A 21,800-nucleotide genomic window follows, 5' to 3' on the forward strand; every position below is an offset into this window, starting at 1 on the left:
CATTTCCCCCTTAAAAAGTAATGACAATGCTGGTCCCTTCACCAGGAGAACTATCCACTTCAATATTGCCGCCGCCTTTGGCGACAATTTCATGAATCAAGTACATGCCAATCCCATGTCCTTCTTCTTGTTTGGTGGTGTATCCATTTTTGAATAGATTATTGATGACGGCTTCATCCATCCCAATTCCATTATCCTCCACCAAAATTGATGTAGATTCATCCGTTTGGTCCAAGCTAATAGACACTTTACGCTCTTTTTGGATAGATTTCTGTACAGCCTCGAATGCATTTTCCATAAGATTTCCGATAATGACGACAAAATCATGATGGTCAAGCCCATTTGGAAAATGAGTCCAATTGCTGTTCTTATCTATTTCGACTTCGATACCTAGTTCTTTCCCATGGCTAACCTTACTTAAAAGCAAACCTGATAGATTGTCATCTTTAATGCGTTCATGTAGGAAATCAGTGAGCATTTCTTGTTCTTCTTTAGCTTGGAAGATATATTCAGTTGCTTTTTTATATTTACCAAGCTGAAGCAAGCCTGCGATTGTATGCATCTTATTTTTATGTTCATGATTTTGAACACGGAGAGCCTGAACAAAAGCCTTTACGCCTGTAAGCTCCTCGGCTAGCTTCTTCACGTCTGTCCTGTCCTGAAAGACTGCGACGGCTCCAATCGTTTTGCCCCTTACCTGAATAGGAATACGATTACTCAAAATGGAATGCTGGTTGACCAATAACTCCTTATTATAGACCGGGTGATTAAAATCAATGATTTCTGGCAATCTTGTATCAGGCAGAACATCATAAATATTCTTGCCGATTAGATTTTGCTTATCTACACCAAGGATACGATAGGCCTTTTCATTAAAAACCGTAATGGTCATATCATTATCAATAGCGATAATTCCTTCATGCATGGCATTGAAGGTTTCATTCCGTTCGGCATAGAGACGAGCTATTTCATGTGGCTCAAGCCCAAACATTTGGTTTTTAACATGCCGTGCCAGTGACCATGCTCCCCATGCGCCAAGTAGCAGCGAAAAACCAATAGCCAAGAAGATTTCAATCCTTGTCCCCCATACAATTTCCCATAGAGTTGGGGTCAGATATCCTGTGATAACCACCCCTACCTGATTATGTTCATCATCCATAATAGGAACAAATCCGCGCATAACTGTGCCTGCTTCTCCATTCGCTTTAGAGACATAGCTGTGTTCCGTAAACGCAGCATCCTCATCTGCCGTTTTTGACACTGTACCTATCATCCTTTTGACAGGATGGGACAGTCGGATACGATTATTATTGAGCACAACAATATAATCAGCATTATTGATAACCCTAATCCGCTCAACAACTGGGTTTATTTCTTCCGCTCTGCTTTTGTCACCGCCTTCTGAAAGCAGCTTCCTCACCTCAGGCAATTCAGCAACCGTTCTTGAGAGGAGCAGGCTCCGTTCGCTGATTTCTGCCTCCTTCTTTTCCATGAAACTTCCGAGCACAAAGATACCTGCAACAGCAAAAGAACAGATAATGATGAAGAAAGTCATAGTCATAATCTTCCAATGGATAGATATTTGCTTCATGCCCAAAACTCCTCGAGTAACTTTTTTCCATTGTACCACCAAAAAACATGGTAGAATATTGAAAAGAATAATATGGCGGGGATATGATATGAAAAGTTTTTTAATAACAGCTGTTTCCATCATTGCCGTATTGGTGATATACATGGGGGTTCAGCATGATTTTGGGCAGAAAGCAAGCTTACCGCCTGATTTTGAACAAGAGGGCTTAAACGAACAAATTGTCATCAACTTTAGTCATGTTGTTGCCGAAAATACACCAAAAGGGCTCACCGCTGATAAATTTGCAACGCTAGTCGAGAAGAAGACTAACGGAGCTATCCAGGTAGAGGTATATCCAAACAGCACACTCTACTCAGATGGGGAGGAACTGCAAGCTTTGCAAAATGGCGATATCGAGATGATTGCTCCCTCCTTCTCAAAAGTGACAGATTGGATTCCCGAATGGCAAGTTCTCGATCTGCCGTATTTATTGAAGAATTATAAAGATATAGAAGAGATTTTCACAGGTCCCATAAAGGGAGAGCTATTAGGGATGCTTGATGAGTATGGTGTAAAGGGCTTGGCCTTTTGGAATAATGGATTTAAACAAATTACAACGGCCCATTCTCCTGTTAAACTGCCAGATAATCTTGAGGGACTTACTCTGCGTACCATGCCAAGTAACATGCTCAAAAGGCAGCTGAACCTTGTTGGTGCAGAGAACCGAAGCGCTTCCTTTGACCAGGTTTATAGTTTATTAGAAAGGGAGAAGCTTGACGGCCAAGAAAATACGATCTCTAACATTGATTCTAAGGGTTTCTATCAAGTGCAAGATCATATGATACTATCCAACCATGGTATTCTTGGATATGCAGTCATGATTAACAATGAGTTTTGGAACAGTCTTCCAAAGAATTTACAGCAGGCAGTCATCGAAGCAATGGACGAAGCGACAGCTTGGAACTTAACGCAATCCGAGCAAATGAACAGAGAATCCTTAGCGAAATTGGAAGCTTCCGCTGAGCTTGAAATCTATCATCTAAGTGACGAAGAATTACGGCAATGGCAGCAAACTTTCTTGCCACTGTATGATTACTATAAGACCCAATTCGACGAAAAACTATTAAAAAAGATTCAAGAGTCGATTGACTGATGAGGCCTTCCCCTACGGAAGGTCTTTCTTTTTCATATAGATTGGATGCTGATTAAAGAAATATGCTCATTCTTTCGATTAAGATAATTATCCTGGTGACCAAAAAGACCAAAAAGAACATTAAAACCATAATCCCACAATTCCTTCTTTATCCTTTAAGATAAACACAATAAATTGTAAGCGCTAACAATAAAACAGAAAGAAGGGTTGGCTTTGAAAATCTTTAAGAATCTAACTGTCCAAGTTGTCACCGGTATCATTTTAGGGATTATGGTAGGGGCAATTTTCCCTGAGTTCGGTGCCAGTTTAAAAATCCTTGCTGATTTATTCATAAAATTAATTAAAATGTTGATTGCTCCAATTATCTTTTTGACAGTAATCATTGGGATTGGAAGCATGGGCAACCTAAAGAAAATCGGGAAGATTGGCGGCAAGGCTTTATTGTATTTCGAAATTGTATCCACTCTTGCTTTAGCAATCGGTATTCTTGTCGTCAACTTTGTTCAGCCTGGAAGCGGGCTTAATACAGAGAATTTAAAAACTGGCGATGTATCTCAATATACGGCACAGGCTGCTGAATCGGATCAGGGCTTCGGAGCATTCATTCTGAACTTGATTCCTGAGAATGTTGTCGGCGCCCTTGCTTCAGGGGAACTGCTTCCGGTCTTGTTCTCAGCAATTCTATTCGGACTGGCTGCTGCTTCTGTCGGCGAAAGAGCCAAACCAGTCATCACCTTCTTTGAAATAATAGCTGATATATTCTTTAAGATTGTCAATATGGTTATGAAAATATCCCCTATCGCCGCGTTTGCCGCAATGGCCTATACAATCGGAAATTTCGGTCTTGGATCGCTTGTTTCACTCGGAAAATTGATGGGCTCTGTGTACCTCACTATGTTTTTATTCGTCGTCTTGGTCCTCGGCTCAATTGCAAAATATTACGGTTTTAATGTCTTTAAGTTCATGGCCTATATTAAAGAAGAGATTCTGCTGGTTCTTGGTACATCATCTTCCGAATCTGCCCTGCCGGGAATGATGCGAAAGCTAGAAAACTACGGCTGTTCAAAGCAAGTCGTCGGTTTGGTCATCCCTACAGGGTACTCCTTCAACCTTGATGGTACATCTATATATCTATCAATGGCCGCCATCTTTATCGCCCAGGCCTATGGGATTGATTTGACCATCTGGCAAGAACTGACCTTGCTTGGCATATTGATGCTAACCTCAAAAGGCGCTGCAGGGGTGACAGGATCCGGCTTTATCACACTGGCCGCCACTTTGGCTGCCTTCCCAATGATTCCGGTAGAAGGAATGGCGTTATTAATTGGTGTCGATCGTTTCATGTCTGAAGCACGTGCAATTACGAACCTAATTGGCAACGGTGTGGCAACTGTTGTTGTTTCTAAATCAGAGAAAGAATTCAATGCGGATTTTGTGCCTGATGAACAACCAAAGAGGTATGATGCCACTTCTCCTGCAGACAATCTATAAAACAAAGAGAAAGACAAGCCGTGCCTCCATCTGCCAGCTTGTCTTTCTTTTTAAATACTTTTTCTAATTTTCCATTCATATACGGATGATCAACCTGTGATACTTATTATTTCATTTTCAGGTTAATTTAATTATTGCTCTTAATCCATACCTGAGAAGATAGCTGCATAATGAAAAGACTGCCTATCTGACGTCCCGTCTCTGAAGAACAGTTAAATAAAAAAAACGCCGAATCAATCGGCGTTTCAGTAGTATATTCGATTTCCTTTTTCCTTCTGCTTTTTATAATACTTGTCGTATGCAACCAATGTTAAGACTGCTAGGATGGGATAACACAGTACCATGGAGTTGTATGAAGTGTATCCTGCAAAATTAAAATGGAATAGCAGGAAACCAATCGTATTAATGACAAGCAACCTCATTTTCAATGAATGGTTTTCTTTCATTTTCATAAAGAATAAGCCAAATAAAAGAATTGTAATCCCGATGGACATGGAAATATAGGAACCCAGGAACATTCCGAATGAATCAAAGAATACCACTGGTATCAATCCACTAAACATCACGGTCAAATAACAGGTTAGCAGCAAGAGAGAATATCTAACATATTGCATGGTTTCTTCCCCCTTATTGATTTAATAACTTCGTTTTCATTTCTCTGTTCATATCATCCAGCTTCGTTACAAACTCTTTACTGCTGGCGATAATCCTTCTGCTGGATGCTTCCTGGGTCTCAATAGCAGAATAAATATCCTGGTAAGCCTTTTGAAGCTTTTCAATCGAGATAGATGGATTCTCCAGGAGCTTCGTTGTTTTTTCTGTGTTTTCTTTTAGCATTTGCGCGTTTGCCAAAATCATGTTTTCTGTAGCTTCATTCACATCATTGATTGCTGTAATGATTCTTTCCTGATTTTGCAGTGCCAAATGAATAGCAGATGTAACGGGAGCTAAGTTCTTAGTCGTATCAATTGCATTCCGAATGGCTTCTTTCAATTTATCATTATTTTTCTTGATAATATCAACAGAAGCAAGGGATTGCTGTAGCACATTTACCATAGAGCTCATATTCTTTGTTCGCACAATAATTTTCTCCTGTGCCTCCATGACAAGCTGCTGCTTATTCTGCCATTCTGGATCGTTCTTTTTATCCTCAATCATTTGGAAAAGATGCTGACCCATATAGATTTGTTTATCTAAGAGATAAATTTTTTCATGGACATCTTTTTTGATGACATCAAGCTCAGCATTATCCTCCTGAAGCATATCTCTTCCTCTAAGTAAGGACTGGACGATTTCATCAATATTCTTTTCCACTGTTTGATACTTTGCAATAAACTTTTCATTTGAACTCTTGCGCAAAAACTTTGGAACAATCTTTGCTATTCCTTTTGTCTGATAGGCATTTGGATTTAGGTCAGAAACCGCCTCGCGAAGCTTGAGCAGATTAGTTGGTATATCGTGATTGTCCTTGTTGTCCATCATGTCTTTGACTGGTCTGCGTAGACTGTTTAATGATTCCCCAGCCATACGTTGCTCATTGCCGCCGAAATTGCTTAAATGCTCTAGGACGGAGTCAATATTATGTGCATCCGTGTCAGATATTTTTTTGACGACCTGAGTTGCTTCATCATTTAATTTTTTCATATCTTCGGGATTTATGAATGATTGAATCGCTGTTTCATCAAATTCCCTATTTTGTTCACTCATCGGTTTTCCACCTCTTGTCCAACATTATTTTTCGTATCTTTGATCGATTGTAGTCAATGTTTTCTTTAAGTCAAATTCCCTTGTATTGTCAATATGTCTGCGAATTTGTGTAATTCGCTCCTGTATGATAATCAGTCGATTTAATGTATCATGTTCATACTTTTCTTGTTGTTTGGATTCCAATTGACTAAAGTCAGCTATCAGCTTTCGTAAATCTTTAATTATTGTCTCCTTAACCTGATGCTCATAATCAACATCAGAGATGAGATCCACATGCTCCAGTAAATAACCCAGGCTTGGGATAATTTGAGTAAAGGCATGATCAATCGGTGATGAGAGATAGTTTCTTTTTCTCGCATCTTCCAGCTCGTTTATAAGAGCAGTAAAGTTATTGTTATTTTGATATATCATTTTCATTTTTTCCGGCTGAAAACTCATAATGGCCCATCTTAAAAACAGGTCAATCTTTTCTAGATCGCTTTCTTTCTTTAATAACTGTTCAGAGATTTTCTTTTCTGTATAAACTCTCGATCTTGTATCGTATCGAACATCAAGTAAAGGCTGTTTGGTTTTAGCTTTTTGCGCATTAATCGTAATGTAATCCGGTCCAGCCAAGATAGATAGTATATTTGAATCCAATTCATATACATAATGGGCATAACGATCATCCAATTGAGTGCATACAAACTGGTCTTTTTGATTTTTACCTGCTATTCGCTTCATCACATTTGCCAAACGTTCCTGTTTTGGTCCTGCTGGTTTTGCGTCCTGCAGAAAAACTACAGCTGTAGCTCCTACCAATCCAAGAAGGATCATATAGAACATAAACAGTCACCCCTTTCTAAGGCAATTTTACCATACTATACATACGAACAAACAGACAGATAGTTTCAAAAAACATTGGTAATTTTCATTTCCTGTAGCACTTTTATCAAAAATAATGGATATCTCAAGAAAAACTATATTTATATATTATTTCTTTCCCTAAGCGAATATCTTAATTTAAAATTTCAGAATAGAAACTATTTTACACACCTAAAATATGGATTGTTTTGGTAAAATACAAATTGAAAGCTGACCCAAATCGTAAAACGGCCAATCGACGGCGAATTTCCATTAATTCACCTGTTAATTTGAAGGGTAAATTACATCTACATACGTACCACCAAGAAAGTATAAATTCAAACGAATAGAGGATGATAGCATGTATTTTTCATCAAAAAGAGACTTATGGATAACCGCTACCATTTGGTTATTCGCATTTATTTTTATTCTTTCACCCATTTTCTTTCCAGACCTTGGTGTTTGGATGACCCCTGAGTTCTTAGACAAGCAATGGATTAAAATCGTACTCTTAGTACCAGTTGGTTTTTGTTTAATGTGGATATGGCTTAAAACGGGATATACAATTGCGGAAAATCTCCTCACCATACACTACGGTCCATTTAAGAAGGAAATTAAGATTGATACGATTAGTAGTATAAGAAAAACCAGAAATCCTTTTACAGATCCTGCCCAATCTATGAATAAAATAGAAATTAATTTTACAGGATTTAATACGATTGCCATTTCACCAAAAAACCAAACTGAATTTGTTCGTCAATTATTAAAGCAAAATCCACATATAAAAACGAATTACCATTTTGAAAATCGTACGGAGAGTTAGGATAAGAATTAATAGATTAGCCTTTTTAAGTGCAATCTGCCTGCAGCGTCGGTCTAATACCATGAGCACATAAAAAACACCGGAAAACACCGGTGTTTTAATTAATTATCTATTTGTTGTCGATTAGCTTAAAAGGAAGATGCAGTTCAAAATTGGCTTTTCTTTTTTCAGGCTCTTTCTTAATCACTTCCCCTGTATTCAGCCAAGATGCTACATCAAAGTATTTCTTATAATCCGTTAGCTCATTTTGTAATTTGGTTTCTATGTGTTGATTTGAAAAACAAATCACATTGTCTAAATGTCCCATTGGCCTAGCCGTAAAACAGACTTTGTTTTTTAAAGGCAACTGATTGAACGTTTCAATACATTCTTTTCTGCACTGATACTGATCGCTGAATTTAAAAAACAACTGATCCCAATTTATGCGTTTAACTCTTTCATTCCAGTCATTTAATGCTGTCTGTTTATACTTATAGGAATAGAAATGGATCTCCACTTTCTGGTCCAACAGCCCAATGGGATAGATATCCGTTATTCCATCATATTTTGAATGGAGTGTAAATTTAAGGGGAGATTTCATATAATGCTCAAAGTTAGATAAAAGCTCAATATAGTCCGGTGCAAATATGAACATTCCAATAAATGGAGAGTTGTATTCCATACCTAAATCATCGTATACTTTCTTGCCCCAATCATTGTCTGAGACAATCGTGAAATGACTGTTTTTCACTTTCTTTTTCATATCCAGATGAAAACAATAACTAGATATCTTTTTCGTTATTTTTTGTAGATAACCTTCCATTTTATCTCCCCCTTTCTACATTATTATTACCTTTATTCCTTTTTTTAATGAAAAAATAACATCTAAATTATGGAATCTTACATTTCTCGCTAAAGATTTCCCAAATTATGCCGATATGTGATATAGCACCATCTATGACATTTTATGATGGAGACATTTTTTAGTTACTCATTTTATCCTTAAATTTGTTTGGGATTGATTTAACTGGTCTTTGCAGTTGTCTGACAAAAATATATGCCATACAGCCTTGTAAAACTGAGGGAGAATAAAGGAGGATGTACATTTGCAAAATCAAAAGGCAAGCCATAAGCCATTGGTCTATAAGGGTACAACACTTTTATTATCTGCAGGATTTATCCTATATAGCGGGGATACATCATTAAAATTATTGGACACCAAAAAGGCAGAAGCATCTAGTGTTACGTATTACGAAACCACTTCTAATTTAAATTTACGAGTCAGTAATTCTACTAAAAGCACTGTACTCTTAACCATCCCTAAAGGGGAAAAGATTAGCTACCTTGCAAAAAGTGGTTCTTGGTTCAAAGTGAAATTTAACAATCGCACAGGATGGGTCAATAATAAGTATGTGAAGAAAGCTGAAAATATTACTTCTAGTAAAGCAATTGTGTCTGGCTATCAAACTACAGCTAATCTTAATTTACGATCCAAAGCGTCAACCAATGGGAAAATCCTGAAAACCATACCTAAAGGGAAAACCCTAACCTATATTTCCACTAGCGGTTCTTGGATTAAAGTAAAATATCAAACTACTACGGGCTGGGTTAGTTCAGATTATGTAAAAAAAATAAATGAGAAAGCTAAGGTTGAACCTGCTGTGGTGAAATCTGCTGTTGTTACCAGCAGTTCATCAGTCTACACAACGAAAGCTAACCTTAATTTACGATCATCCGCTTCAACAAAAGGAGCTATTTTAACGACGATTCCTAAAGGGAAATCCGTTACTTATATTTCCAAAAGCGGTTCATGGTTCAAAGTAAAATATGGCGGTAAAACCGGTTGGGTCAGCTCCAGTTATTTAAAAGCTAACTCAGCTGCTGCTAAACCAACGAGCAGCACCCCTTCCGCTGTGGCAAAACCACAGCAAGAGGTTACGTACCAAGCAACAGCTAATTTAAATTTACGATCCTCTTCTTCCACAAAAGGATCTATTCTTACGACGATTCCTAAAGGGAAATCCGTTACTTATGTTTCTAAGAGCGGTTCATGGTTCAAGGTGAAATATAGTGGTAAAACCGGTTGGGTCAGCTCCAGTTATTTAAAAGCTAACTCAGCTGCTGCTAAACCAACAAACGGTACAGGCACACCATCTACCGTGGTAAAACCACAGCAAGAGGTGAAGTATCAAGCGACAGCAAATTTAAATTTACGTTCTTATGCTTCAACGAAAGGATCCATTTTAACGACAATTCCTAAAGGGAAATCTGTTACTTATGTTTCCAAGAGTGGTTCTTGGTTCAAGGTGAAATATAGCGGTAAAACTGGTTGGGTCAGCTCCAGTTATTTAAAAGGTGTTACACCGGTTAAAAATGAGAGTCCCTCCCCTTCTGTTGAAAAACCAAAGGCGAATTTGACTTATCAAACTACTGCTAAACTGAATCTAAGAACTGAGGCTTCTACCCAGGGGTCTGTATTAACGCTTATACCAAAAGGAGAGAAAGTTACCTATCTATCAAAAAACAGTTTTTGGTTTAAGGTGAAGTATGGAAACAAAACAGGTTGGGTCAGCTCTGAATTCCTAAAGGAAACAACTGAAGATAAAAAAGAGGAAGTAAAGAATAAAGAGATTTATACGACAACTGCTAATTTGAAGTTTCGAATTTCAGGCTCTACCAGTGCAACAGTCATTACTACTATACCTAAAGGAAAGCAGGTTACGTATTTATCCAAAAAAGGGGCATGGTATAAGGTTTCCTTTAACTCACTTACAGGCTGGGTCAACTCATCCTACCTGGTAAAAGGAGCATCTACCTCCGATTCCTCTAATCCAATCAGTTCAGATTCCTATGTAACGATGGATTTAAGGACAAAATCATCCGTAACAGCTGCTCAGATTAATACGTATATTGCGAAAAATGCAACCTCCTCCAACAGTGTTCTATATAACAGGGGAAGCATATTTATTGATGCAGCAAACAAGTATGGCGTGAACGCTTTGTATCTTGCAGCACATGCCATTCATGAGAGCAATTTCGGTAAATCGACTATATCATTGGCAAAAAATAATCTGTTTGGTTACGGAGCCTACGATGCAGCTCCATTCGTGGGTGCTGTCAAATTTAATACAATCAAATCAAATATTGAATTTATTGCTCAAATGATGAAAGCAACGTATTTAAATGAAGGATACTGGTCCTATAAAGGTGCTTATCTTGGTTCTACCGTTAAAGATAGTAATGGGAATAGAATCGACAGCCTAAGCAGCGGGATGAATTTTTATTATGCGACCGATTCAAATTGGGGAAAAGCGATTGCCAAACATATGTCGGCAATGCTTGATTACAGTAACGAGGGTGCAAAAAATGCCACCCCGAATAAAAAGGTGCCAAGCAGACCCTCTTATCCTGATGCAAAAGATGTCTTTCCTACCGGTACTCTTGCTGTAGCCCATAAAACAATTAATCTGACATCAGCAGATAACACAGGTTCAACCGTTTATCAGACAACTTCAAACCTAAATTTGCGATCAAGTGCTTCAACAGATGGTTCTATTCTGCTCACCATTCCTAATGGGAAAACGATAACCTATCTTAGTGCAAGTGGTAGCTGGTGTAAGGTTCAATATAACGGAAAAACCGGCTGGGTCAGTTCTGAATATGTCACAAAAACAAACTCAGGATCTTCTGTCAGCATTCAAGCAGGAGAAACCTTTAATTTACTAGAAAAACATAACAATGAGTCTTTAAAAGTAAAATACAAAGGGAAAATGTATTATACATCCAGTTTTGGATTAAGCAGTTATTATAAATACATGTCCGTTAAAAATCTGGCGCGTGTGGATGCTACATCCTTAAATGTCCGTTCTGCTGCGAATACAGGCAGCAGTATAGTCGGTACCCTATCTAATTATCAATATATTGAGCTATCGGTTGATTCAAAAAACAATCCGGAAACCAGCAATGGATGGTATAAAGTGAAACTTTCAAATGGTACACAAGGATGGGTTTCCGGAATGCATATTATCCGTGAATTGAATAAATAATAGATTGTGAGATTGTCATATCTTAGTTTTTAGCCCAGAGATTCACTCTGGGCTTTTTTCTATAAGGATATATTTGTTTTGTCACAACAGCCCATTAGAAAACAAAAGGAAACATTCACTATTTATCCGCCCTTACGTTTTGTCCGACTCCTCATATATTAATTATAAAGATTTATATGGAGGTGGAAGTATGCAAAGAAGAAGAAGACGTGCAGGCAAAGGACTATGTTATCCAGGATATAATTGGTGCGGTCCTGGCTGTTCCGGTCCATGGGGACCTACTAATCAAGTAGACTCATGCTGCAAGAAACATGATGACTGTTATAAGAGATTTGGACCCACCAAACAGTGTGACGAGATGCTGTTAAACTGCCTTCAATCACAAATAAATCCTCGAACAAAAATGGGACGAGATGCTCGATTGTTTTACAATGTCATGCGCCTTAGGTATGATCTCCGATAATTTAATCAGAAACTATAAAAAGCCTCTCGAATCTTTTTGATTAGAGAGGTCTTTATTTTTACCTATACATTACATCAGTACTATTAGATCTGGAAATTTTATATTTAACTCCATATTTCCCTCAGCTATAATCACTCTTAAATATTATGTAAATTGCATTCCCTCTTGTTCTATTCTTTTTATTATGCCGTGTTGCTTTATCGGAATGTTTAATATCTATATATATGGGCAAAACATTTAATATACCTAGAGAAATGAGGCGGAATTTATGTATTTTGAGTTGAAAGAAACGAAACATCGCCCTTTCCCTTTACCGAAATCACCGTGGGTACTGACCCAGGTATGGAATGATATGCTATTTTTACATTATCAAATAGATCCCACCCTTCTCCGTCCATATGTGCCGGAGGAATTGGAGATTGATTTATATGAAGGAAAAGCATGGATTTCGATTATTCCCTTTAAGATAACTAAAATGAGAGCAAGAGGGCTTCCACATTTTCCATATCTTCATACTTATTTAGAGCTGAATGTACGTACATATGTTAAATACAAGGGTGTTCCTGGTATTTATTTTTTTAGTTTGGATGCTGATAAACTATTAGCCGTCTTGGGAGCACAAGTGGGCTTGGGCCTACCTTATAAAAAAGCACATATGTACTTTCAACAAGATAGGGATCAATTTTATTTTCAAAGTGTACGAGAAAGCAGTAAACAAACCTATCAACTCGATGTTCATTATGAGCGTAAACAGATTTTATACGAACCCCTGCCGGACTCTTTGGATTTTTGGTTATTAGAACGATACAGTATGTATAGTATTTGGGGCGATTTAATCATACGCGGAGATATTCATCACGATCAATGGAAAGTAAGTATGGTTCATGCGCATATTTCAACTAATACTATGCTCGACTTTTTAGGAGATGAAACACTCGATCCTGCACCACAGCATATGCATTACTCGAGAAGAAAGCGATTTTTATTTTTCCCTCCAAAAATTGTGGGCAAAATTAAACACTCCACAGACAAATAATCTATACAATAGGTGTAATCTCGACTATATTATGTTAAACGAAAATATACTCTCTTTAGTCTGGTTAGATAAAAGTATTTAACTGAATTCTTCTTAATTCATTCTCCCTTTTATCATACCCATCAGTTGGGTAAATGATTGCTACCATAACTTACTCCTATCTTTTCGGTAAATTGGCTTTCTTTTGACTTCTTAATAATATTAAAATGTAAACTCCTATTAATCTATTCGTAACATTGTAACTATATAATGGTACTATAATAGTTTTCCAGAAGGATAGATGCTAAAAATGGACATAAAAGAGCCAACGAAAAAAACGAATTCAATAACCATACCTCCGGTGATTAAAGATTATATCGGAAATAAAACTACATTAGAAGATTTAGAGCAACTGAAGCATTTGGTTGCAAAAAGATATGCTGAACTTAAAGTACCCCGTCTCGATTAACGGGGTTTTTTATTTGCCTACATTCAACCTCTATTCATACTTTTCCTACTTAGTGTTTTCTCTTCATTTTTTCTATAATTCTTACCCCGTATTTTCCTATCCTAGTTCATCAAATCTGCACCTTAACTTCATTAAGATGTTAATCTAATGAAAATAAAAAGCTCTCTCCTAGGCTCATTCTGGCTATAGTATTCTCTCAGCCCTATATTTAATAGAAGAAACTCGATATTTTTTACTAAACGATATTTCTAACTTCAAAAAATTGAGGATTCAGAGTCAATACCTTTCTAAAAAACAATAGAATCATGACTTTTTACTTATATTGACTATAACTTTCAATTGAAAGATGAATCTAACCACCCTGTACTAATTGCCCTCTTTTTTGTAGTATATGGGAGAAATGATAGAAATTTAAAGGAGAGTGTCGAATGTCAAAATCCAATATTAATCGTTTCTTCGTCCCAGCCTTTCTCGTGTTCCTGCTCCTCTTATCGTTCATTCCTGCGGTAACACCCAAGGCAGATGGACCAATTACTGTAACAGAGGCAATAGCAAACAATACAGGCAATGCTACTGTTGAAGGCTATATCGTTGCCCATACGACAGGAAATAATAGCTACAATTTTGAAGCACCATTCAGCAGTGATTTTAATATTGCGCTAGCTGATTCACCCAATGAAACGGATAAAGAAAAACTGCTTCCTATCCAGCTCCCGGCTAAATTCCGAGCAGAATTTGGGCTTCAGTCTAATCCATCCATCATCGGGAGTAAAATTCACGTTACTGGAAATCTTGAGGCTTACTATACAGTGCCTGGATTAAAATCACCTACCTCCATTGTTTTTGCAGAAGAACATGATCCAACTCCGAAAGCTGCCGCTGCTGCGAGCTCAGTCTCTCCAGGACCAGTATCAGCTGGAACAGCTATTTCCTTAACTACAGAGACGGAAAACGCAACCATCTACTACACAACAAATGGGATGGAACCTACCATAGACAGCGAAGTGTACACGACCCCTATCATCATCGCAGAAAACACGACAATTAAAGCAATCGTCGTAGCAGACGGCTATAAAAACAGTGATATTGTATCACTAGCCTATTACATTGCCACTAGCGGTTTACAGATACATGACATTCAAGGTGCCGAGCACCACTCTCCATATCAGGATCAATATGTGGCAGATGTTGAAGGCATCGTAACTTATATTGCCGATGCTAACAACTTTTACATGCAATCTCTAACGCCTGATAAAAACCCTGCCACCTCAGAAGGCATACTTGTCTATAAAAGGAACCATGCTGCACAAGTTGGTAATACCATTAAAGCAAGCGGTCAGGTTAAAGAATGGGTACTTGAAGGTTATGCAGAAAAATTAACAACGGATTTACCGGTTACAGAAATCAATGCTACTAACATTACGATTGTAAATGACTCACAACCGCTCCCTAAGCCGATTGAGATTAGCCCGCTTAAAGGACAGCCAACACGAATCATCGATAACGACCAGTTCAGCAAGTTTGATCCATATCAGGACGGGATTGATTATTACGAGAGCCTAGAGGGAATGCTCGTAAACATTAAACAGCCGAAGGTTATTGCACCGCAGGATTATGGCGAACTATATGTAGTGTCAAAATATACTTTACTCAACACCCTGGCAAAAGGCTTGAGGATTTCAGAAAACGATTATAACCCTGAGCGACTCATCATTGATACTGGTGATTCAAGCTTTGTTACCAAGACAGGAGATTCATTTACTGGAGATATTCATGGTGTTGTAAGTTATGGTTTCAGCAATTACCGAATCTTATCTGATAAAGAAAATTTACCAGAGCTTAAAAACGGTAGCCTGAAACAAGAGGTAACGAAATTTAAGCAACATGCCAAAAAACTGACAGTCGCTTCCTATAACGTAGAAAATTTCTCCCCGAAGGAAAGCGACGAGAAAACTACTAAACTTGCAAAAGCCATTACTGACAATTTAAATCAGCCTGATATCATTGGACTTACTGAAATACAGGATAATGATGGTGCCACAAATAGCGGTAATACAGATGCAAGTGCAAGCTATCAAACATTGATTGATAAAATCAAAGAGTTGGGCGGTCCTTCTTATTCATTCACAGATATTGCGCCGGTTAATAATCAAGACGGAGGTGCTCCTGGAGCGAATATTCGCGTTGGATTTTTATATAACCCAGAGCGAGTGTCACTCAATCCTGCTCCAAAAGGCAGTGCGAATGAAGCAGTCAGCTATGAAGATGGCAAACTGACAGCTAATCCAGGACGAATTGATCCTGAAAATCCTGCTTTCGATAGTAGTCGTAAGCCTTTAGCTGCCCAATTCACCTTTAATGGGAAGGATGTTATCGTCATCGCTAACCATTTTAATTCAAAAGGCGGAGATCAGCCGCTCTTTGGAAAAAACCAGCCGGCTATATTGTCTAGTGAGGAGCAGCGCATTAGCATAGCAAATGTGGTGAATCAATTTGTAAAAGAAATCCAGTCCAAGAACAAGAATGCCAATATTATTGCTCTCGGAGACTTAAATGACTTTGAATTTACAGATACACTCAATACACTGAAGGGAAGGGAACTGACGAATATGATTGATTTGATTCCCTCAATTGACCGCTATACGTATGCCTATCAAGGAAATTTACAAGTGCTAGACCATATCCTTGTTTCGAAACCACTAACATTGCGTACAGCTGTTGATATCGTTCACATCAACGCTGCCTTCATGGAAGAACACGGACGGGCAAGTGATCATGACCCTGTATTAATCCAAACCATGCTAAAATAATGCTCAATAAATTCTTGAGAAGGCGGTCCTAAAAGGATTGCCTTCTCTTCTTTTATGTAAGGCAGAGTTTTGAGATGATACGTCTTAGGTAACGCATATTATGAACACAAGAAACCCAATGGTACATATACATCGGGTTTGTCATCTCTTGGCACTTCATAAGTCAAGGCTTGTCTACTGTCTCCTATTCCTTTAATGGTCGGATCCTGAACAATACCAATCCAGCTAAAATAACCACAAAAATCAAAACTAATTGTGGTGTATCATCTTCTGCGACAGACGGCATGACTCCTATTAAACCGAGCAACTTATATATAAAGCTGGTGACTAAAGTAGCAAATGCAATAATAAGATTGGGTTTTTAAAACGTACTTTCCAATTCATTCTATCACTCCATTAACTTAGTATGCCTAACTTCAAATATATTTAAAAGGCTGAATGCTGACAGTAAAAAGAAAATCCCTGCCCCCCAATTTAAGGACATTTCACTCGTGGCATAAGAAACAGCAATGATTAAATAAATTAAGGCGGATAACCCTAACCCAAACTTTCTCATTACATAACTATTAATAACCAGCCCAATAACCTTAATGGTAGCTGCAGAAAAGAAAATGAGAGCAAACAATGTCTCGCTTCCCAACTGACTTAAAGTTCCATATAACTCTGGCAATTGCTGAAACATATCATTGTTGAACATACATACCATAGCAAGGTAATAGCTCAATATACTAACTAGTGCCTCAAAATATGGTATAGACCTTTTCATCATCCACCCTCCTTAGTTCAGTTTTTGTATAGCAAACACAATAAAACCGATAACCGCTGGAATAGTTCCACCTATAACGGCAGCGGTCACAGTTCTTCTTAACCATACAGTATCTCCTTTAATGTCTTTTAGGGTTTCTAAAATACCAGCAATCTGTTGATCGTGTACAATTTGTGTACTACGCATTTGGTCCAACCGATCCTCCTGCTTGTCCATCCGGAGTTCATGTTTTTCAAAACGCACGTCCTGTTTATCAAATTGCCCTTCCGTCTGACGCTTGTACTCTTTGAACTCTTCTAACATATTCATCACCAACTGTTTTAACATGTAACCTTCACCCTCATCATATGCGAAGAATCTTTCTTTTGTGCCATAATTAGACTTTGTAACTATCATTTAATGTCTGAATAGTTGGCCAAGAGAATGGCTCACTTTACACGAGCATCACTTTAGGCAAAAAAAGAGGACTCCAACTAGAAGTCCCCTCATACTATGTGATTTGATCATACTTACCCGTGAAATAACTCAATGGTTTATTACTTATAATTGCATTCAAGTCTACATTACCAGCATATCCATCTACTATTCCTTTGTCTGTAAACTGCCATAAGTCGCAAACATAGTCAGGTTTCCTGCTACTTGCTCGCATGCCATTGTTACGCCCATAAGAAGGTATCCAAACAGCATCAAAGTCTCTTATATCGATATTAAAGGATTTATAAAGATGATTGGCAATATATATCCCTACTTTCTTCACCCCAAGAGCTCTCAATTTCTTTGCATAGACCTTAACCCCTGCTCTCATATCTTTCATGCTCTTCTCCTCAACGTCAAGCCAGTAAACAGGCGGGCTAAATTCTTTAGTCCGGTTATAAAAATCAGTAGCCTCTTTCTCCATATCAGAGATCGAAATACCTCTTACCCACGCATAGGCATTAGTTGGTACACCACGCTTATTAAATTCCTTGTGATGAGTTTTATAATGTCTGTCGATTGTAGAAGATCCATACTGAGTACGAACAATAACTAAATCCACTTCCTTGGCTAGTTTGTCATAATTTATAGATGATGGTGGCTGGTGATGTGAAATATCTATAATTTTCCCCATTTTTATCAGTACCCCCTTTTATTAGAATATATAAAAAGAGCCCTGGAGGACACTTAAAATAAATTAAACGGCAACTATAGTTTTTGACAGAGGCGAGCAATTTTGCTGGGCATAAAAACTGACTCGCTTTTTTATATTAAATCCTTAAATGGTAAGACTTCTCCCCTTCCCTTAAGGGATTGTGTGCACTATATTGGCCGAGCATACACCTGGATTCTGCTTGCCGTTTTTTATCCAACTAAGGCGATCTATAAAGGGCTTTTCGCTATGTCCTTCACAAAGTGGATGGGCTAATTTTTTCTCGCTATAACAGCAAACTTCTCTTTAGAGTGTATTCTTAGTTGTTTCTCCAGAAATTCATCCGCTTCCGGTTCCCATGGAATTCTAGCATCAGTTTTCCATGTGTATCTCATTTTTATCGCCTCCTACTTTTATAATATCAGTCAGAGGAGATTTATTAATAAGAGGTAAAAAGGTTTTATAAAAAAGAGGACTTCCAGAGTGGAAAGTCCCTTTAATTTTAAATTTTCAGCTTTTCTAATTCGTTTAATTTTAAATGCAAAAGAAGAATTTTTTGATTCACTTCCTTAGATGATTCCACATGTTGAAGCAAATAGCGTAACCGCATGGTGTGGAAAATACACAAAAGTTTCTTCATATATAATCATCCTTTATCCGACTTACGTTAATAATAGCGTTGGTATATAACTTCAACAAGAGGCTCAAGATGCGGTTCATTTGTCATATACAAATAAGAGGAATCCCACTTAGGAACCCTCTTATTTATTCTTCTCATGTTACCGCATAGTATGTTCCAATTATACTTTAAATCAACGAAACCTTTCGCACAGGATATTCATTTCCTGTAACTATTTAATGCTATGGAACGAATCCATAAAAGAGCCGGATTGCCAAAGATACAATTCACGCTTTAAGGCATACTCATGCTGTTCTACTTCTAGAATCAGGAGCTTCGATGAAATACATCCAAGTACGATTGGGTCATGGATCCATTCAGATCACCGCTGATGTGTACTCTCGCGTCTCTAAGAAAATCGAAAAAGATACTATGGGAAAATTTGAAGATTTCACAAAAAGTTAAAATGTTTAGAGGCGGGGCAAAAGCGGGGTAAAAATTTGGACAAGCTAAAAACATGTGATTGCCCCACCAAATAAAAAACCCTTGACGCTAGCAGTGTCAAGGGTTTCAGCTATTAATACATTTGAAGATATTGTTCTCTCTCCCATGGATGAACTTGGGTTCTAAACATATCCCATTCAATCTCTTTTGCTTCTACAAAGTGTTCCAGGATATGATCACCTAGACCATTCATGATGACTGGGTTTTTTTGTAATTCCACTAACGCTTGATATAATGTAGACGGAAGATCTTTAATACCTTCTTCAGCACGTTCTTGTGCAGACATTACATAGATATTACGGTCAATTGGCGCCGGAGCTTTTTTCTGATTTCTAATGCCATCAAGACCAGCGCTAAGTAATACTGCCATAGCTAGGTATGGATTTGCAGTTGGGTCAACAGAACGTACCTCAACACGTGTGCTCAATCCACGGGAAGCCGGAATACGGATTAGTGGGCTACGGTTACGAGCAGACCATGCAACATAACAAGGTGCTTCGTATCCAGGAACTAGACGTTTGTATGAGTTAACTGTTGGATTTGTTACTGCCGTGAACGCAGGCGCATGCTCAATGATACCAGCAATGAATTGATGAGCTGTCTCGCTCAATTCGATATTTCCTTTTGTATCGTAGAAAGCATTCTTTCCATCAGAGAATAAAGATAAGTTCATGTGCATACCGGAACCATTCACACCGAACAATGGTTTTGCCATGAAAGTTGCGTGCAAGCCATGTTTACGAGCAATTGTTTTTACTACCAATTTGAACGTTTGGATTTGGTCACATGCTGTAATCGCATCAGCATATTTAAAATCAATCTCATGTTGTCCTGGAGCTACCTCATGGTGGGAAGCTTCAATTTCAAATCCCATCTCTTCTAGCTCAAGAACGATATCGCGACGGCAATTTTCACCTAAATCTGTAGGAGCAAGGTCAAAGTATCCGCCTTTATCATTTAACTCCAAAGTTGGTTCCCCTGCTTGATCCAATTTGAATAAGAAGAATTCTGGTTCAGGCCCAAGATTGAAATCTGTGAAACCTAGCTCTTTCATTTCCTCTAACACACGTTTTAAATTAGCACGTGGGTCACCTGAGAAAGGTGTGCCATCCGGATTGTAAATATCGCAGATTAAACGAGCCACTTTTCCTTTTTCAGCAGTCCAAGGAAAAATTACCCATGTATCAAGATCTGGATATAAAAGCATATCAGATTCTTCGATACGAACGAACCCTTCAATGGATGAACCATCAAACATCATTTTATTTTCTAATGCTTTATCAAGCTGACTTACTGGAATTTCTACGTTTTTAATTGTTCCCAGAATGTCGGTAAATTGTAATCGAATAAATTTCACATTTTCATCTTTAGCTAACTTTCTAATATCATCCGCAGTGTATTTCCCCATCTTCCTTTTTCCTCCTTAAATAATAAAGCTTTTTATATTTTAATTTTTAATTAAAAAACCGATGCATATCACCAGATTGGTTGCTGCCTCTCGTTGTAAAGCGGCCAGCCTTCAAAATTTCATCACGCAATAATTTTCTTAATTGCGCATTGGTCAATTCTGGTTTTTTTTCTTCTTTAGAATGTTCATCTTTAGCAATTATTTCAGTTTCATTATAAATAGAAGGTTCAAGAATTTTTTTAATCCCAGCCATATTTATGCCTTGATCAAGCAATTCTTTAATTTCCAAAAGACGATCAATATCGTTTAACGAAAACATCCTTCGATTACCCTCTGTTCTGGCTGGATAAACCAATTTGTGTTCTTCATAATAACGGATTTGACGTGCAGTTAAATCGGTCAGCTGCATGACAATACTCATTGGAAAAAGTGGCATGGTTCTTCTGATGTTACCGCTCACCACTACATCCTCCTTCAATAACTCTTCTTGATATTGTTAGTTTATGCCATGTGAGCTTCTTTGTCAATCGTATGTAAGGTTTTCTGACATGAAATCTCAGGAGTAATGTACCATTTTAACTACTTTACTTCTTTTACCCCAAACTCAGTCAATTAACCTATTAATTTTTGAATTTCACATAAAAAATCATTTCTATTTACACATTAATTCAACTCTTTTCCACTAAAAAGTATACCTACCTCTACGGAGCAAATAGACCAAGATGCAGAAAAGATATGGCACAGACACACTAGAGGGGTATAGAAGATGCAGGAAAGCCACGGTATCCTACGCCTATCTTACATCTATCAAACACCTTTAATTAGGAATAGGTGTAACAAAGATGTAGCATAGCATCTATTCAGCACCTTCCAGACACCTTTGACCCCGCATAGGTGCGGCATAGGTGTGCCATGGGTGCAGCATAACACCTATCCTCCACCTTTCAGACACCTATGCTATGCGATGCCATTCAATAAACAGCTAATATGATATAGATAAACAGAGTT

General features: G+C 37.8%; 21 protein-coding genes and 1 pseudogene. 9 read left to right on the forward strand and 13 right to left on the reverse strand.

Annotation, left to right across the window (positions count from 1 at the left end; genetic code table 11):
• Nucleotides 1-10: 10 nt before the first annotated feature.
• Nucleotides 11-1,591, reverse strand: a complete 1,581-nt coding sequence (locus tag AC4BHP_RS06200; protein WP_490551736.1) for an ATP-binding protein — start codon at nucleotides 1,589-1,591, stop codon at nucleotides 11-13.
• Between the two features lie 88 nt (nucleotides 1,592-1,679).
• Between AC4BHP_RS06200 and AC4BHP_RS06205 the strand changes: the two genes are divergently transcribed.
• Both AC4BHP_RS06205 and AC4BHP_RS06210 read left to right on the forward strand, forming a co-directional pair.
• Nucleotides 1,680-2,723: a DctP family TRAP transporter solute-binding subunit gene (locus AC4BHP_RS06205; RefSeq protein ID WP_139891101.1), complete on the forward strand. Its 1,044-nt coding sequence runs from the start codon at nucleotides 1,680-1,682 to the stop codon at nucleotides 2,721-2,723.
• Nucleotides 2,724-2,936: 213 nt separating this feature from the next.
• Nucleotides 2,937-4,214 (forward strand): dicarboxylate/amino acid:cation symporter, encoded by a 1,278-nt coding sequence (locus AC4BHP_RS06210; protein ID WP_490551737.1) that lies wholly within the window; start codon nucleotides 2,937-2,939, stop codon nucleotides 4,212-4,214.
• Nucleotides 4,215-4,459: 245 nt separating this feature from the next.
• On the opposite strand, the gene AC4BHP_RS06215 is transcribed toward AC4BHP_RS06210, so the two are convergent.
• Genes AC4BHP_RS06215 through AC4BHP_RS06225 form a run of 3 tightly spaced genes read right to left on the reverse strand, consistent with a single transcriptional unit; the run spans nucleotide 4,460 to nucleotide 6,746 of the window.
• On the reverse strand, nucleotides 4,460-4,828 hold the full coding sequence (locus tag AC4BHP_RS06215) for a hypothetical protein (RefSeq protein ID WP_066104187.1): 369 nt from the start codon (nucleotides 4,826-4,828) through the stop codon (nucleotides 4,460-4,462).
• A 13-nt stretch (nucleotides 4,829-4,841) separates the two neighbouring features.
• Nucleotides 4,842-5,921 (reverse strand): toxic anion resistance protein, encoded by a 1,080-nt coding sequence (locus tag AC4BHP_RS06220; protein ID WP_066104191.1) that lies wholly within the window; start codon nucleotides 5,919-5,921, stop codon nucleotides 4,842-4,844.
• 24 nt (nucleotides 5,922-5,945) lie between these two features.
• Complete coding sequence (locus AC4BHP_RS06225) at nucleotides 5,946-6,746, reverse strand: hypothetical protein (protein ID WP_066104194.1); 801 nt, start codon at nucleotides 6,744-6,746, stop codon at nucleotides 5,946-5,948.
• A 379-nt stretch (nucleotides 6,747-7,125) separates the two neighbouring features.
• Here AC4BHP_RS06225 and AC4BHP_RS06230 point away from each other — a divergent pair, with 379 nt between their 5' ends.
• Complete coding sequence (locus AC4BHP_RS06230) at nucleotides 7,126-7,587, forward strand: PH domain-containing protein (protein WP_490551738.1); 462 nt, start codon at nucleotides 7,126-7,128, stop codon at nucleotides 7,585-7,587.
• Between the two features lie 109 nt (nucleotides 7,588-7,696).
• Here the strand turns inward: AC4BHP_RS06230 and AC4BHP_RS06235 are convergent, their stop codons facing one another.
• On the reverse strand, nucleotides 7,697-8,389 hold the full coding sequence (locus tag AC4BHP_RS06235; RefSeq protein WP_490551739.1) for a DUF1919 domain-containing protein: 693 nt from the start codon (nucleotides 8,387-8,389) through the stop codon (nucleotides 7,697-7,699).
• Nucleotides 8,390-8,672: 283 nt separating this feature from the next.
• On the opposite strand from AC4BHP_RS06235, the gene AC4BHP_RS06240 reads away from it, so the two are divergent.
• From AC4BHP_RS06240 to AC4BHP_RS06260, 5 genes are all read left to right on the forward strand, one after another.
• A complete protein-coding gene (locus AC4BHP_RS06240) occupies nucleotides 8,673-11,612 on the forward strand; it encodes an SH3 domain-containing protein (RefSeq protein WP_490551740.1) in 2,940 nt (979 codons plus the stop codon).
• A 190-nt stretch (nucleotides 11,613-11,802) separates the two neighbouring features.
• On the forward strand, nucleotides 11,803-12,075 hold the full coding sequence (locus AC4BHP_RS06245) for a phospholipase A2 family protein (protein ID WP_139891105.1): 273 nt from the start codon (nucleotides 11,803-11,805) through the stop codon (nucleotides 12,073-12,075).
• A 268-nt stretch (nucleotides 12,076-12,343) separates the two neighbouring features.
• Nucleotides 12,344-13,111, forward strand: coding sequence for a YqjF family protein (locus AC4BHP_RS06250; protein ID WP_139891106.1), 768 nt, complete (start codon nucleotides 12,344-12,346; stop codon nucleotides 13,109-13,111).
• Between the two features lie 289 nt (nucleotides 13,112-13,400).
• Nucleotides 13,401-13,559, forward strand: coding sequence for a hypothetical protein (locus tag AC4BHP_RS06255; RefSeq protein WP_175354261.1), 159 nt, complete (start codon nucleotides 13,401-13,403; stop codon nucleotides 13,557-13,559).
• A 428-nt stretch (nucleotides 13,560-13,987) separates the two neighbouring features.
• Nucleotides 13,988-16,369: a DUF8508 domain-containing protein gene (locus AC4BHP_RS06260; RefSeq protein WP_490551741.1), complete on the forward strand. Its 2,382-nt coding sequence runs from the start codon at nucleotides 13,988-13,990 to the stop codon at nucleotides 16,367-16,369.
• A 98-nt stretch (nucleotides 16,370-16,467) separates the two neighbouring features.
• Here AC4BHP_RS06260 and AC4BHP_RS06265 read toward each other — a convergent pair whose 3' ends face one another.
• From AC4BHP_RS06265 to AC4BHP_RS06290, 6 genes are all read right to left on the reverse strand, one after another.
• Nucleotides 16,468-16,623 carry a phage holin gene (locus AC4BHP_RS06265; protein ID WP_077248048.1) on the reverse strand — a complete coding sequence of 52 codons (156 nt, stop codon included), beginning with the start codon at nucleotides 16,621-16,623 and terminating at the stop codon, nucleotides 16,468-16,470.
• Nucleotides 16,624-16,757: 134 nt separating this feature from the next.
• Complete coding sequence (locus tag AC4BHP_RS06270; protein ID WP_066104215.1) at nucleotides 16,758-17,135, reverse strand: hypothetical protein; 378 nt, start codon at nucleotides 17,133-17,135, stop codon at nucleotides 16,758-16,760.
• A gap of 12 nt (nucleotides 17,136-17,147) precedes the next feature.
• Nucleotides 17,148-17,462 carry a hemolysin XhlA family protein gene (locus tag AC4BHP_RS06275; protein ID WP_066104219.1) on the reverse strand — a complete coding sequence of 105 codons (315 nt, stop codon included), beginning with the start codon at nucleotides 17,460-17,462 and terminating at the stop codon, nucleotides 17,148-17,150.
• Nucleotides 17,463-17,625: 163 nt separating this feature from the next.
• Nucleotides 17,626-18,243, reverse strand: a complete 618-nt coding sequence (locus tag AC4BHP_RS06280; RefSeq protein WP_139891109.1) for a glycoside hydrolase family 25 protein — start codon at nucleotides 18,241-18,243, stop codon at nucleotides 17,626-17,628.
• A 290-nt stretch (nucleotides 18,244-18,533) separates the two neighbouring features.
• Nucleotides 18,534-18,656, reverse strand: coding sequence for a hypothetical protein (locus tag AC4BHP_RS06285; protein WP_257468928.1), 123 nt, complete (start codon nucleotides 18,654-18,656; stop codon nucleotides 18,534-18,536).
• A gap of 107 nt (nucleotides 18,657-18,763) precedes the next feature.
• A complete protein-coding gene (locus tag AC4BHP_RS06290) occupies nucleotides 18,764-18,901 on the reverse strand; it encodes a hypothetical protein (RefSeq protein ID WP_180349899.1) in 138 nt (45 codons plus the stop codon).
• A 211-nt stretch (nucleotides 18,902-19,112) separates the two neighbouring features.
• On the opposite strand from AC4BHP_RS06290, the pseudogene AC4BHP_RS06295 reads away from it, so the two are divergent.
• Nucleotides 19,113-19,345: pseudogene (locus tag AC4BHP_RS06295) on the forward strand (tyrosine-type recombinase/integrase); the annotation flags it as partial.
• Nucleotides 19,346-19,457: 112 nt separating this feature from the next.
• Here AC4BHP_RS06295 and glnA read toward each other — a convergent pair.
• Together glnA and AC4BHP_RS06305 are read right to left on the reverse strand one after the other, a co-directional pair.
• The gene (gene glnA / locus AC4BHP_RS06300; RefSeq protein WP_066104225.1) at nucleotides 19,458-20,792 is read right to left on the reverse strand and encodes a type I glutamate--ammonia ligase; all 1,335 of its coding nucleotides are present in this window, start codon (nucleotides 20,790-20,792) and stop codon (nucleotides 19,458-19,460) included.
• Between the two features lie 46 nt (nucleotides 20,793-20,838).
• Nucleotides 20,839-21,252 (reverse strand): MerR family transcriptional regulator, encoded by a 414-nt coding sequence (locus AC4BHP_RS06305; protein ID WP_490551742.1) that lies wholly within the window; start codon nucleotides 21,250-21,252, stop codon nucleotides 20,839-20,841.
• Nucleotides 21,253-21,800: the final 548 nt, after the last annotated feature.

The sequence above is a fragment of the Pradoshia sp. Z4_20 genome, assembly GCF_058216035.1.

Coding starts and splice junctions, on each gene's coding strand:
- AC4BHP_RS06200 (WP_490551736.1), bottom strand. CDS start 1,591: ATGAAGCAAATATCTATCCATTGGAAGATTATGACTATGACTTTCTTC.
- AC4BHP_RS06205 (WP_139891101.1), top strand. CDS start 1,680: ATGAAAAGTTTTTTAATAACAGCTGTTTCCATCATTGCCGTATTGGTG.
- AC4BHP_RS06215 (WP_066104187.1), bottom strand. CDS start 4,828: ATGCAATATGTTAGATATTCTCTCTTGCTGCTAACCTGTTATTTGACC.
- AC4BHP_RS06220 (WP_066104191.1), bottom strand. CDS start 5,921: ATGAGTGAACAAAATAGGGAATTTGATGAAACAGCGATTCAATCATTC.
- AC4BHP_RS06225 (WP_066104194.1), bottom strand. CDS start 6,746: ATGTTCTATATGATCCTTCTTGGATTGGTAGGAGCTACAGCTGTAGTT.
- AC4BHP_RS06230 (WP_490551738.1), top strand. CDS start 7,126: ATGTATTTTTCATCAAAAAGAGACTTATGGATAACCGCTACCATTTGG.
- AC4BHP_RS06235 (WP_490551739.1), bottom strand. CDS start 8,389: ATGGAAGGTTATCTACAAAAAATAACGAAAAAGATATCTAGTTATTGT.
- AC4BHP_RS06245 (WP_139891105.1), top strand. CDS start 11,803: ATGCAAAGAAGAAGAAGACGTGCAGGCAAAGGACTATGTTATCCAGGA.
- AC4BHP_RS06250 (WP_139891106.1), top strand. CDS start 12,344: ATGTATTTTGAGTTGAAAGAAACGAAACATCGCCCTTTCCCTTTACCG.
- AC4BHP_RS06255 (WP_175354261.1), top strand. CDS start 13,401: ATGGACATAAAAGAGCCAACGAAAAAAACGAATTCAATAACCATACCT.
- AC4BHP_RS06260 (WP_490551741.1), top strand. CDS start 13,988: ATGTCAAAATCCAATATTAATCGTTTCTTCGTCCCAGCCTTTCTCGTG.
- AC4BHP_RS06270 (WP_066104215.1), bottom strand. CDS start 17,135: ATGAAAAGGTCTATACCATATTTTGAGGCACTAGTTAGTATATTGAGC.
- AC4BHP_RS06275 (WP_066104219.1), bottom strand. CDS start 17,462: ATGTTAAAACAGTTGGTGATGAATATGTTAGAAGAGTTCAAAGAGTAC.
- AC4BHP_RS06280 (WP_139891109.1), bottom strand. CDS start 18,243: ATGGGGAAAATTATAGATATTTCACATCACCAGCCACCATCATCTATA.
- AC4BHP_RS06285 (WP_257468928.1), bottom strand. CDS start 18,656: ATGAGATACACATGGAAAACTGATGCTAGAATTCCATGGGAACCGGAA.
- AC4BHP_RS06290 (WP_180349899.1), bottom strand. CDS start 18,901: ATGAAGAAACTTTTGTGTATTTTCCACACCATGCGGTTACGCTATTTG.
- glnA (WP_066104225.1), bottom strand. CDS start 20,792: ATGGGGAAATACACTGCGGATGATATTAGAAAGTTAGCTAAAGATGAA.